General features: G+C 59.1%; 17 protein-coding genes. 16 read left to right on the top strand and 1 reads right to left on the bottom strand.

What is annotated here, in order from left to right; all coding sequences use genetic code 11:
* The first annotated feature begins 27 nt into the window (after window positions 1-27).
* From DES53_RS28345 to DES53_RS28335, 3 genes are all read left to right on the top strand, one after another.
* Window positions 28-639, top strand: coding sequence for a hypothetical protein (locus DES53_RS28345; protein ID WP_147263680.1), 612 nt, complete (start codon window positions 28-30; stop codon window positions 637-639).
* A gap of 125 nt (window positions 640-764) precedes the next feature.
* Window positions 765-1,037: a hypothetical protein gene (locus DES53_RS28340; RefSeq protein WP_113961722.1), complete on the top strand. Its 273-nt coding sequence runs from the start codon at window positions 765-767 to the stop codon at window positions 1,035-1,037.
* Window positions 1,038-2,027: 990 nt separating this feature from the next.
* Window positions 2,028-2,585 (top strand): hypothetical protein, encoded by a 558-nt coding sequence (locus DES53_RS28335; RefSeq protein WP_113961721.1) that lies wholly within the window; start codon window positions 2,028-2,030, stop codon window positions 2,583-2,585.
* Between the two features lie 9 nt (window positions 2,586-2,594).
* On the opposite strand, the gene DES53_RS28330 is transcribed toward DES53_RS28335, so the two are convergent.
* Window positions 2,595-3,218, bottom strand: coding sequence for a hypothetical protein (locus DES53_RS28330; RefSeq protein ID WP_113961720.1), 624 nt, complete (start codon window positions 3,216-3,218; stop codon window positions 2,595-2,597).
* A gap of 120 nt (window positions 3,219-3,338) precedes the next feature.
* On the opposite strand from DES53_RS28330, the gene DES53_RS28325 reads away from it, so the two are divergent.
* The 13 genes from DES53_RS28325 (at window position 3,339) to DES53_RS28265 (ending at window position 12,200) form a co-directional block, all read left to right on the top strand.
* On the top strand, window positions 3,339-3,932 hold the full coding sequence (locus DES53_RS28325) for a hypothetical protein (protein ID WP_113961719.1): 594 nt from the start codon (window positions 3,339-3,341) through the stop codon (window positions 3,930-3,932).
* A 63-nt stretch (window positions 3,933-3,995) separates the two neighbouring features.
* A complete protein-coding gene (locus DES53_RS28320; protein ID WP_113961718.1) occupies window positions 3,996-4,598 on the top strand; it encodes a hypothetical protein in 603 nt (200 codons plus the stop codon).
* A 17-nt stretch (window positions 4,599-4,615) separates the two neighbouring features.
* The gene (locus DES53_RS28315) at window positions 4,616-5,212 is read left to right on the top strand and encodes a hypothetical protein (protein WP_113961717.1); all 597 of its coding nucleotides are present in this window, start codon (window positions 4,616-4,618) and stop codon (window positions 5,210-5,212) included.
* 147 nt (window positions 5,213-5,359) lie between these two features.
* Window positions 5,360-5,956 carry a hypothetical protein gene (locus DES53_RS28310; protein WP_113961716.1) on the top strand — a complete coding sequence of 199 codons (597 nt, stop codon included), beginning with the start codon at window positions 5,360-5,362 and terminating at the stop codon, window positions 5,954-5,956.
* Between the two features lie 212 nt (window positions 5,957-6,168).
* Window positions 6,169-6,789: a hypothetical protein gene (locus tag DES53_RS28305; protein WP_113961715.1), complete on the top strand. Its 621-nt coding sequence runs from the start codon at window positions 6,169-6,171 to the stop codon at window positions 6,787-6,789.
* 10 nt (window positions 6,790-6,799) lie between these two features.
* Window positions 6,800-7,381 (top strand): hypothetical protein, encoded by a 582-nt coding sequence (locus tag DES53_RS28300; RefSeq protein ID WP_113961714.1) that lies wholly within the window; start codon window positions 6,800-6,802, stop codon window positions 7,379-7,381.
* A gap of 149 nt (window positions 7,382-7,530) precedes the next feature.
* Entirely contained in the window at window positions 7,531-8,097 is a 567-nt protein-coding gene (locus DES53_RS28295) for a hypothetical protein (RefSeq protein ID WP_113961713.1), read from the top strand.
* Window positions 8,098-8,198: 101 nt separating this feature from the next.
* Window positions 8,199-8,777, top strand: a complete 579-nt coding sequence (locus DES53_RS28290) for a hypothetical protein (RefSeq protein ID WP_113961712.1) — start codon at window positions 8,199-8,201, stop codon at window positions 8,775-8,777.
* A gap of 160 nt (window positions 8,778-8,937) precedes the next feature.
* Window positions 8,938-9,165, top strand: coding sequence for a hypothetical protein (locus tag DES53_RS28285; protein WP_113961711.1), 228 nt, complete (start codon window positions 8,938-8,940; stop codon window positions 9,163-9,165).
* 69 nt (window positions 9,166-9,234) lie between these two features.
* Window positions 9,235-9,780: a hypothetical protein gene (locus DES53_RS28280; RefSeq protein ID WP_113961710.1), complete on the top strand. Its 546-nt coding sequence runs from the start codon at window positions 9,235-9,237 to the stop codon at window positions 9,778-9,780.
* 82 nt (window positions 9,781-9,862) lie between these two features.
* On the top strand, window positions 9,863-10,519 hold the full coding sequence (locus DES53_RS28275; RefSeq protein WP_113961709.1) for a hypothetical protein: 657 nt from the start codon (window positions 9,863-9,865) through the stop codon (window positions 10,517-10,519).
* Between the two features lie 32 nt (window positions 10,520-10,551).
* Entirely contained in the window at window positions 10,552-11,118 is a 567-nt protein-coding gene (locus tag DES53_RS28270; RefSeq protein WP_113961708.1) for a hypothetical protein, read from the top strand.
* A 437-nt stretch (window positions 11,119-11,555) separates the two neighbouring features.
* Window positions 11,556-12,200, top strand: coding sequence for a hypothetical protein (locus DES53_RS28265; RefSeq protein WP_113961707.1), 645 nt, complete (start codon window positions 11,556-11,558; stop codon window positions 12,198-12,200).
* Window positions 12,201-12,259 lie beyond the last annotated feature (59 nt).

Here is a 12,259-nt window from a genome sequence, read left to right as displayed (position 1 = left end):
ATCTCAAATCATCAATCATAAATGACCATGCTCTCGCGCACGAAGCTCCTCCTCCTCGCGGTCGTGCTGCTGCTCATCGCCATTCCCGTGGCGTATGCCTGCCTCACGTGGACCGTGCGCGACCCGCTGCGCTTCCGCCTGCTGGGGCATGGTGGTCCCGTCACCGCGACGGAGCCTCTTCTTGGCACACCGATCCAGCTCATGAGGTTTGACCTGGAGGTGCAGAATACAAGCAGCGTTCCCATGCATGTCTTTACGCTGTATGTGACGAGTGATGTGCAGTCGGATATTGCTCCCGGTGTCTTTGTGCGGCAGGGCGTGACACCCACATACGCGGGCTGGCATAGGGAGCATGCTCTGCCGGAGCCCGTTCCGGCTCGTGGCACGGCAAGACTCACCTGCTACATGCCTGGAGAGTCACCCAGTGTGCTCACCACCGTCCAGCCCGGCGTCGGCTATGATGGCATGACGCAGACCCAGGTCCGCTTCATGACCTGGCTGGATGCCGTGTATGACTACATTGCTTTCATGGAAGACTACCTGCCCAGCTTCGATGGCCAGCAGGGCGCCGCGCCTCTGGAGATTCCTGGCACGCTTTCCGTGCCTTCATCACCCGTGCATGCCGTACCCGCTCCGTGAGTTCAGAGAGTCAGTAGTTAGTAGTTAGTAGTTAGTAGTTAGTAGTTAGTAGTCAGCGTCGCACTCGGTGTCCTTGTGCGTGTTGCCTCTGGTCCCTGAGAAATCAGACCCCATTCGCTCGCTTCGTGCAAACACCCTCCGCCCACCGCACGCACACCCTTGGCTGGTCACTGGCCGTCGTGGGCACCATTCTCCTGTATCTCCTGGGCGTCCCCATCATGGAAAAGCGCATCGGAATGCCTTTCAAGATAAAGGCCGTGGTCTTGTATGGGTGTCCCAAGTGGTTTCATGCCCTTGCGACACCCTGGAGGTGGACCCGCGATCACACGCCGCTCGGCAAGGTGCTCAAGCCCTACGACGCCTGGTGTGAGCGTACGTTTGTTGACGAATCGAGATGACTGACGATGCAACCATCGCGGAGGAGGGGAACGGTTCCTATCCCTCCGGCATGGAGCGTTTCATGGAAAATGCGTGCGCGTGAACGTCAGGGTAATGATACGGAAACCGTGCTGAAGGCCCTGGACTGCGCGCAGTCCCGCTCTGCGCATGAGCGTCAGGCTAAGAAACCGTGAAGGATTCCAGCAGGGAGACGGCGCAAGGGACATTCGCTCATCGCACCAGTTCGCTTTGCGTCATGGAGTGCGGTGGCAAGAGCCTCCCTTGAGGCCGCGACACCGCCTTGAACGGAGGGCTGCAGTCCAGATATGACGGGGCATTTTGGCGGAGTCCAGCATACGAGCCTCCGTGGAGAGAGAGCACCTTGGAACTTGGACCGTGATTCCGATCCATGATGCTCATCCTTTCCGCTCAAGGCGGTGTCGCGCTAACGCTTGCCACACGCACTCCACGACGCAAAGCGTTCCTTCCACGTGCCAGATGAAAGCGCACCAGGGTCGTTGTTGGATACGCCCGCAGTTTCCATCCCTTATCCTGACGCACATGCGCTCTGCGGGACCGCTTTGAAGAGTCTGCAGCCTGCTGCAGCGATGGTGACACTCGCTTGTAGCGTGATGCATCTGGATGAGCTTGGCGACTGCGCCGCTGGGAAGCGTGCAGCAGGGCTGCACTTGAGGAAAGCGGCAGCAGGGCTGCGCGCAGTCCAGGGACGCTGCGCGTCACGGCTTCCGCATCATGGGTGTATATCTCGCTTCCCCCGTGGTGCCACACACGCACACACAGGCTCTGCTGGTGTGATGCCTGTGCCCACGGTCGGACCGAAGAGTATGCATGGATCTTCCGACGCGAATTTCCATCGGGATACAGTTTGAATCAAAACGCTGTGAACACCCCCAGTGCTGGTGGTAGGCTGGGTCCGCCCACGTCCATTCACACTAGGGTTTCCATCCCCAATCTCAAATCATCAATCAAAAATCATAAATACCCCCGCGATGTCCCGCCGGATAAAGTTCCTCATTCTCGCTCTCTTCCTCGTGTTGCTCGCCATCCCGTTGGTGCACCTGTTTCTCACATGGTCGCCTGCGAACCCGCTGCGATTTCAGGTGCTGAGCCAGCGCAACCTGCCAGAGCAGCCGGGTTCGCTGGTGCACCGCGAGCTGCACATCGAAGTGCGGAATACCAGCTCCACGGCCATCCGGCTCGCGTATGCCGTATTCTTCCATCACCGGGAATTGACGAGGTCACCGTATGGGAGGCTTGAGCTTCAGCCGGAGACTGCAGAGCGCAGCATGGCGAGTGCAGAGCTTCCGGAGGAGATCCTGATTCCTGCCGGCGGAGTCTGGCGTGAACGCGCCCTGGTTTCCTGGCACAAGACGGAGACTGCAGATCCCAGCGATCTCGTGGTGGGCTACGGCTACATGTCCAGCACGCGATACTTGCTGGTAGATTGGTACTGGTCCCTCAGCAGTCTCGTCCCGGATTCTTGGAGTGGTGCGATAGAGCCAGCCACATACAACAAATCCTACGCACCCCTGGAGACCACACCGTGAGCTCCACCCTCAGCAGCGGTCGGGGCAGCCGTTGTTCCCATACTGGAGGAGAAACAGCAGTGCGGGCAGGTGCTTTGAGAAATCCGGCCCGCCGCGGGCCACACCGTGCCATCCCCACTCAAACTGGGAAATGCGACTCCAGTATTTCCGCGTGAACATGTCCCGGAAGCTGGGAACGCAATACTGGAAGACGAGCTTGCCTTCCGAGAAGCAGGCCAGCGTCCAGTCTTCGTTGTCGAGCTCGGTGTACTCGATCTTCCATGACACGGTATCACCCTCGATCTCGATGAGAGCGAAGTCGTCTCTCTTGATGGTCCATTTCCGCTGGGGCATCCCAGGCTCGTCGAAGGTGAGGCGCGCGCCGTGGCAGTAGAGGCTGCCGGCCATCACGTTGAGCGTGCCAAGAATCTCCCCCGCATTGCGAACTCTCGTGCCCCGCCGGATGGCCTGCGTGGATGCGTAGAGGCCGCCCTCGAGCTCTACAATGTAGCGTGCATGGAGGGGAGGCTTCCGGTCGACCTCGCCAAAGAAGGAAAGCCAGCGCGTGCCATAACTGTGGGCTGACCAGAACCAAATGAACTTCTCATTGGAAAACGCCTCAAACATGTCTTGTTCAAGCGTAGCATGGATCATCTTCTCCCTTTCTCCTTCTGGTGGACAAAAAGTCAAATGAAGCTTTTGCCACGGAGGTTCAGGTCTCCCCATGTGCCAGTCTGAAATCGCACGGTCCAACTTTCTAACGATAACTGCCTGATGTCCCGCCGCACGAAGCGCACCCTTCTCTGCCTCATCTTCGTGCTGCTCGTGGTGCCCATCAGCTACGTGGCACTCACCTGGACGGTGACGAATCCCCTGCGCTTCCGCTACGTGGGGCAGGGGAAGCCGGAGAGGCACCGGGAGGAGGGCATCTTCGAGTCCACGGAAGCGCTCATGGTCCCCATCTACCTGGAAGCGGAGAATACCTCCCACGCGAGCCTCCGCCTCTACAGGTGCTGGTTGATTCGCGAAGTGCGCAACGATCCCTCGGACACGATTTTCACACCCTTTGGGATGGACCAGTTGTCACCCGGTGACACCCTTCGCCGGGAGCTCCATGTCCCTCCGGACGTGGCCCTGAGCCTGGTGGGAAAGGAGATGCTCATGGACTGCGATTGGGACACGACCACCAGGGAATATGTACGCCTGTGTATGGTGGCGGTGGCCCGGTGGCTTCGGTTCCTCTTCGAGTACAACCTGCCCTTGCCAGCGGTGCACCATGACCTCATCCCCGTGGAGCACTCCGGTATTGATACCACGACCCCCGGCGAGACTCCGCTGGACATGCCCAACGAAGTGCCGCCACACTGACACGCGTACCCGCGCTACGCTCCCTGAGTGATATCTCAAGTCATCCATCATCCATAGAGAACGATGTCCCGCCGCACGAAGCTCCTCATTCTCGGGGTCTTCCTCGTACTGCTGAGTATTCCCGTGATCCATCTCGCGCGCACGTGGGAGGTGGAGTATCCCTTGCGCTTCCGCCTGGTGGAGGAGCGTGCGAGGCCGCCGGGTGACCTGGAGCGGGAGTTCATCGTCGAGGTCAGAAATCGCAGCGCCACACGCGTGGTCCTCAGCACTGCCGGGCTCAACTGGCTCAATACGGGGGCGCACGTGGATGGGGCCACCTATGCCTCATTTCCCTTTCTGCGAGACCGGGTCATCCCGCCGCACTACACACCTGCGAAGCCGGCCGCATTCACCTCCATTCCATCCCGGGGCAAGGTCTACTACACCGCCATCGTCAGGGGTGGCGAGCGGGACATCCTGGAGCGGTCTCCTCTCAATATCTATTACTTCTATCAAACCGCCTTCCAGCATCGCCTCAAGCAGCTCGGTGACAGGCTCTCGCCCTACAGTCCCGTATTCATCAGGGGACGTGTCACTCTTCCCACCTGGCGCCATGGCGATGCTCCTCTGGAGAATGTGGGCATCCTGCGCTCCGCAAGCACGCCACCGCGTGGTATCCATCCATAGTCATCTTTTCGCGAATCATGTCCCGCCGCTCGAAGCTCCTCATCGCCGCGCTCTTCCTCGTGCTGCTGGGCATACCCATCGGCTATGTCCTCTATGGGTGGAATATTCCGGACCCGTTGCGCTTCCAGATGGTGGCGCACAAAACCGAGCCTGAGGTGTCAGTCCCTGTGACCATGCACCACATGCAGATTGAGGTGCGGAACACCAGTTCCGTGCCTGTCTATCTTGCGAGTGGAGTACTCTTCCGGGATAAGGCAAATGCCGCCATGTACAATCCGTGGACTTCGCTGGAGCCCCCCGACTCGCTGACCGGCCTGACTCTGGATTTCAATGGCATCCGTGAGCCCATCTACATCCCTGCTCACGGTACCTGGCGTGGCAGGGCTCGCGGGCGGCGGCCCAATGCGGATGCCGTGGATCTCAGTCAGCTCACCATACGCTATCAATACGCCTCGCCCCCGAGGCTTGCGATCCTGCACCGCTACTGGAGCGCGTGTCTCTACCTTTCTGACTCCATCAAGCAACGGTTCGTTGTAGAATTCTATCAGCGCGCAACAGCTCCCGTGGAGCTCAGTGCTGCGCAGGGTTCGGTGAACAATGCGAAGGCTCCCTGATGGACCCTTCTTTCGTGCTCGTACTCGTTCTCCTCCTCGAAGTCATGGGTCATTGCCTTGCCAACCCTCCCTACCACCTCGCCCTCCTTCATCCCTCTCTTGATTTGAAATCTCAAATCTCAATTTTCAAATCCTAGGCACTCCGCCATGTCCCGCCGCTCGAAGCTCCTCATCACCGCACTGTTCCTTGTGCTGCTGGGCATACCCATCGGCTATGTGCTCTATGGGTGGAATGTTCCGGAACCCCTGCGCTTCCGGGTGGTGGCGCATGAGGTCGAGCCTGAGGTGCCAGTACCCGAAACCACGCACCACCTGCGGATTGAGGTACAGAACACCAGTTCCGTGCCGGTCTATCTTGCGAGCGGAGTGCTCTTCCACGATAAGACTGCCGCGGCCATGTACCGGCCATGGATGCAACTCACATCACTCGACTCGGAGGATGGCCTGCTTCCGGAGTTCGACGGGATCCGTGAACCGGTGTACATCCCGGCTCACGGTACCTGGCGCGGCAGGGCTCGCGGGCGGCGGCCCAATGCGGATGTCGTGGATCTCAGTCAGCTCACCATGCGCTATCAATACGCCTCACCCCCGAGGCTTGAGATCCTGCACCGCTACTGGAGCGCGTGTCTCTACCTTTCGGACTCCATCAAGCAACGGTTCGATGTAGAATTCTATCAGCGCGCAACAGCTCCCGTGGAGCTCAGTGCTGCGCAGGGTTCGGTGAACAACGCGAAGGCTCCCTGATGTTCACCAGTCACTATGTGGGCCACGCACCCTTGAATAACACCCCCATCCTTCGCACGGTGACGTTCCGGCTCGACATTGGTCATTGGTCATTGGTCATTGGTCATTGGTCATTGGTCATTGGTCATTGACTACTGACTACTGACTACTGACTACTGACTTCACGACACGCTACCCTGCCTCATCCCGCTCTGTTGCCTCCTTCCTCCTCCATGCTCTCCCGCACGAAGCTCATCCTCGTCGCAGTCGTGGTGCTCACCGCCGCGATTCCCGCGACGTATGCCTGCCTCACGTGGGCGGTGGAGGCGCCTTTGAGTTTCCGTCTGGTCGGGCACAGGGAGCCTGTCGCTGGGCCGGGGCTGTTCGGTGACACCGTATACAAGATTCCTTTTGATATCGAAGTGCGGAATACGAGTTCCGTTGCCATCCACCTCATCGATCTCGCGGTGACGAGCCGCAGTCATGCCACCATACCCACTGGCATGTTCAGTCATCGGGGCGTGGGATTTGGTGTCGCAGCCACGTCTGGCATGTCAGACCCCGTGATCATCAAAGCGCATGACGCCGTCCGATTCACCTATACTTCGCCTGGGAGTACGCCCGAAGTGCTCACCAGCATCCAGCCGGAGATGGGTAGCCTCCATGTCACTCACACCAAATATCGCCTCCTGGAGTGGCTCTTCCTTGTGCGGAGTTGGTGCCCTGCCTCCCTTCAGAACCGTTTCCCTGTGTTCGATGGCCAGTATGATGTCGCACCTCTGGAAATCCCCAACCCACTTCCCGCATCTACCTCTTCTGATTTGAAATCTCAGATCTCAAATTTCAAATCATAGATCCGCCACGATGTCCCGCCGCTCAAAGCTCCTCATCGCCGCGCTCTTCCTCGTGCTGCTGGGCATACCCCTCGGCTATGTCTGCTACTCGTGGCGGGTGCCTGACCCGCTCCGCTTCCGCATCGTGGCCCATGAGTTCGAGCGCGATCTGGATTTTGGCGGCAGCTGGAACTGGTATTATATCGAGGTGCGGAACACCAGCGCCATTCCGGTGTATCTCTACACCGGCATCCTCTACCGGGACAGTGCCACGGCACGGACGCAGGGACAGCACCTGTCCCTTCTCCAGGAGGCGGACTATCCCAAGCCTGCCGAGCTCTATGGTCCAGTCCGCGTACCAGCCCGCGGGAGCTGGCGTGGCAAGGCGTTTCTATTGCGGACCGAAGAAGGCCCTCCTGACCTGAGCGCGGCACATATCGTCTACTACTACGACTCTCACAGCAGGAAGGCCACCTACGAGCTCTATCACCACCTCTGCGAACTGCTTCCGGAGTCGATGAGCGAGGCGCTGCACCAGGGTTTCAATCAGTCGGCGCAGACTGCGGTGGAGAGCTCTTTTGCGAAGAGTGTTGATACCACGCCGATGCAGTAGTCAGTAGTCAGTAGTCAGTAGTCAGTAGTCAGTAGTCAGTAGTCAGTAGTCAGTAGTCAGTAGTCAGTAGTCAGTAGTCAGTAGTCAGTGTCGCGACAGCACACTTTGTGCCTTTGTGCCTGTTGCCTTCGTCTCTCTTTTTCTTCCCCATGCCCCGCCGCGCGAAGCTCATCACCCTCGGCATCTTCCTCGTGCTGCTGGCCATCCCCGTGATGCATGTGGCCCGGGGTTGGGGTCTGGTGGAGCCGCTGCGGTTCCGCCATGTACCGCCTGCGCCTGATGCCGTGCCTCTCACGAGGTCCCTGGGCACCGTCGCTGTGGAGGTCATCGCGGAGAATCAAACGGCCACGCCGGTGGATATCCTGGCCGAGTGGTATCTGGATAGTCCACCGCCCGATAGCTCCCTGCATGGCCTGCTGATGACCTCCTTGGTCGAGCAAAGCATGGGAGTGCCGGGCTACTGGCGCGTGCGGGTCCCCGCATACGGTTCCGCACGCATCCTGCTCGACCTCACCCCAGAGCGACGACAGCAGATGGGAGAGGGCAGGGGACATGTGGGCTATGCCTTCCAATCCGGGCCCAAGGCCACTCTCACGCGCGCCTCCCACTGGCTCGCAGCACGGCTGCCCAAGAGCTGGCACCGGTTTCTCCCCAAACCCTCCGCCAGCCGCGGTGCCGCTCCCATCGACGTTCCGCCCCACACTGGAAGCAAGTGACCTCGCGCATCATCATATCCTGATATACCAGACTTCTCTGCGCCCATTCTCCTCAGTACCCGGGTGCCTGTTGCCTTCGTCTCTCTTTCTCTTCCCCCCCCATGTCCCGCCGCGCAAAGCTCATCACCCTCGGCATTTTTTTCTTGCTGGGCATCGGCACTGCAACGCTCTTGTGGATCACCTGGAGCCCGGAGAATCCCCTGCGCTTCCGAGTCCTATCCGAGCACCTGGAGCACAGTCCCTCCTACAAGGAACCGCTTCGTGTCCTGGAAGTCGAAATGGAGAATACGTCCGTCGCTACGATCATGGTGCGGTACGGCTACCTTGACTACGCCCGCGATGAAGGTGACACGGGAAAACCCGCTGGCCTGGGAATGCTGGGGTCATTGATAGAGCAAAAGGCTGTCTACGCTCTTCCTGCCATCATCCCATCCCGCCGGACTATCCGGCACCGTCTTGTATTCGAAGAGGATGTGCCCAAGGACACGCCCTACCGGGAAGTGGTTGTCGACTACGCCTGGAGCTCGCGTACACGAGAGATGGTCTGGCGCGGGAGTCAGTGGCTCTACGGGGTGCTCCCGGAAAGTCTCGGCAGCCGCCTTCTCTTCCTTCCCAACAACTTCAGCACCGCCACGCTCGAACCTGCTACAGTCCAGCCTGCGGAGCGCAAGATTCCTTGATGCACTTGCAGCATGGATCATTAGCTATCAGCCACTCGTAGATACGACTGCCTATCCGGTCTCCCTTTGCAATCCGATACCCATCCCTCTCTCTCCTCCGAGCCCTCGCATGAATGCCCCCTCGTCCTGCAGAGTCCATGTTATCTGGACTGCGTCAGTAATGGGCGTACTGCTCCTGTACTTCCTCAGCGTCCCCATCTTGGAAGAGCTCACGCTGAAGGTGGTCTCTCGGAGGAGGGGGAAGATTGTCTATACCAGCGCAGACTGGGTGAATACCTATGGCACTCCGTACCACTTCGTGCGCATCGAGGGAGGCCTTGAGGATTTCTTTCGACCTTACGAGGACTGGTGCCGCCGAACCTTCAGCTCACCGGAGAGGGACACATGATAAGTTCATCCGCCACCTCCTGCCTCCCGGCTTTGAGATTTCAAATCATAGGTATCACCCCCTTCCCCCATGTCCCGTCGCACGAAGCTCATCATCCTCGGCATTTTCCTTGTATTGCTGTCCATCCCTGGGATCTATCTCTTCCTCACCTGGGAGGTTGAGAAACCGCTGCGGTTCCGTCTTGTGGGCAAGGAATTGGAATCCATCATTGGCACAGCCGAGTCGGGTGACTTCGTGCGCATTGAAGTGATCAACACCACCGCCACAGGTGTGGAGATGACCGCGGCGGGTGTGGAGGACGGCGATGCGCCCCCAGGCACGACTTTCGCTGGGATCATCCATCACATGGATGCCCGACCGCTGCCGGGAAGCAGTGCTTCCGAGAGCATGCTCTCCGCCCACGGGCACTTCATCTTCTTCATGAAGCTTGAGAAAACGGACAATCCCGTGAATCAGCAAAATCTCAGGATTGCCTATGGCTATCTCACCCGCTCAAAGCGGAGGGCGCTGGCACTGCATGATGCCATCGAGCCATACCTCCCGAAGTTCCTTGAGGGCCGCATCCCCCTTCCGGTGGAGTCCTATGAACAGACGCTGCTGGAGCCCGCACCCTGATGCTTGCACTTTCGTCTGCGCCACCTCCTCAGTTCCGCTTTAAAGTCTCAAATCAAAAATCATCCATCATCAATAGATAGCGATGTCCCGCCGCGCGAAGCTCATCCTCTCCTGCTTCCTTGTCGTGGTGGCTGGCTTCTTGGGTGGATATGTGGTCCTCACCTGGTCGGTGCGAGGGGAGGGGCTGCACTTCCGCTACACCGGCACCAGACTCCTGCCTACGATCGAGAAAGGTGTCGCGGGAGACATCCCAGATTCCCTGGTGGCCATCGACTTCGAAGTGGAGAACCCGCACGCCATCAGCATGCATTTCTGGGAAGCGCACTTGTTGGCGGGGAAAACACCCATGGCCGGCTGGAGCGATTCTGCGATGCTTCTGTTCGTCATGGAAAGCCCCGCGTACCTCGGTCAGATCCATCCCCAGGTCTCAGACACGAAGCCCCAGCCAGTCCTCGCGTTCTTCGAGCTGCCACCCGTGCCTGCGCACGGTGCCCTGCGCTACAGCGCCGTGATGACCAGGGATGCCGCCGTGGCATTCAATCCCGCCAAGGCTCATATCCTGTACAGATGGCGCACTTCCACCCAACATCGCGTGGACAGATGGCTCTTCCGATGCCGCGCCCTCCTTCCTGAGAAATATCGGAACCACCTCAAGCCGCTTGGGTACAAGACGGACATCACTCCCATCTACATCAATCCATTCGAATCCGTTCCCACCACTGCCACGAGCTCGCCCTGAAATCTCAAATCATAAATCATAAATCCCCCCCCATGTCCCGTCGTACGAAGCTCATCATCCTGGCGCTCTTCCTCGTGCTGCTGGCTATTCCCATGGCGTACGTCACGCTCACCTGGCGTCCGGTGGATCCCCTGCGCTTCCGCATGCTGAACATTGAGACACCGTCCAAGTTCCATCCGCTGGAGGTAGCGCACCGGGTTCTTTATCTGGAGGTGGAGAATACTGCTTCCACGACCGTGCGCATGGGCTCCGCTATGATCATGCACGGGGCCGAGGTGCACGAAATCCAACCCCGCACTGGCAAGCGCACCATTCTGCTGGACCGCGTTGTCAATGGCGCCATCAGCACCGATATGATGGAAGACGTGGTGCTCCCGCCGCGTGGGCGCTGGCAGGGCCGCATCCACCTGCCTTTCACGGTGGAGGAGACCTGGCCACTGGAGGAGTCCGCTGTGGGATACAACTATGTCTCCAGCAGCAGACATCGCGTCCTGTCATGGTATCGCTCGCTGCGGCTGCTTCTGCCAAAGTCCTGGAGCAAGCAGTTGCCCGAGCCCGAGGTGCACCGCGCCGCGGCCCCGCTGGAGGCCTCTGAGTGACTGCACCGCTGGGGCGAACGTGAGGTCATGGATATGGAATCTGTGCCGAAGGCCCTGGACTGCGTGGCCCAAGGAGCGGGAACGCCTCGTTCCCGTCAGCGGTCACCATGCCTGGTGACGTTGTATGTCGAGCGCCGCTGTGTTCCAACGAATGCTCCGGTGGGTACACACCATAAACCCATTCGCCCACGGGAACGAGGCGTTCCCGCTCCTTGGGCCCATGCCATGTCGATGTTCCATGGATAACCTTGTCGCATGAGCCAATTGAGGTAGTCTGGCGTCTTTCATATGGAGATTTGGTTTCAACTTTGTTTGGTATATCTCCCTTCTTTTTTTGATGCCATCCGGTCTTGTTAACCCTATCCCCACGCGACGTGCGCGCTGGAAGATTCCCAATCACAAATCATCAATCAAAAATCTCAAATCGTACTCCCCCCATGTCCCGCCGTACGAAGCTCACCGTCGCCGCGTTTCTCCTCGTGCTGCTGGGCTTGGGCATGGCGGGTTATCTGTATTTCTCCTGGTCGGCGGAGGATCCGCTGCGCTTCCGCGTGGTGGGGAAGGGGACACCGGTCGAAGCTGCAGATCCAGAGCAACGCGGTGCGAAGGCAATCTTCGTACCCTACGAGATTGAGGTGGTGAATACCCAGCCCTTCGCCATCTATCTCGATACTGCCTACATCGATATCTTTCGCCGGGACTTGCTTCCGGCAGCCGACCACTCCCCGGCCGTGAAGTCCGTGAACGCCGATGACCTGGTCGACTTGGGTGAATTCAAAGGTGCGCGGCGCGTGTGGGACGCCGATTCTCAGGCCAACTTCTATGCGTATGCGGACCCGCCCATTTCCTCCTACGGCATCATCCGCCGTCAGTTATTGGTGAAGGAGGACCTGTCCAGGGTCGTGGACTGGACGAAAGTCCAGGTGTCATGCTCCTGGGTGAGTCTTACCAAGAACCGTGTCCACTGCTTCTACGGATGGATGCACCGGCGCGCTCCCGAGTGGACCGCCCGGACCTTCAAGGACCTTCCCAATTGGGAAGGTGAGCGAACCACGGTGGATGGGCAGGCGCTGCATGAATGACATGCATCTGCTCCGTCGTCTTCCCCACGCGTCATCTGAAATCAACAATCTCAAATCAT

It is taken from the genome of Roseimicrobium gellanilyticum (assembly GCF_003315205.1).
Taxonomy (GTDB): Bacteria; Verrucomicrobiota; Verrucomicrobiia; order Verrucomicrobiales; family Verrucomicrobiaceae; genus Roseimicrobium; species Roseimicrobium gellanilyticum.
Note: the sequence above shows the minus strand (reverse complement) of the source record. Positions and strands in the feature narration are given on the sequence as shown.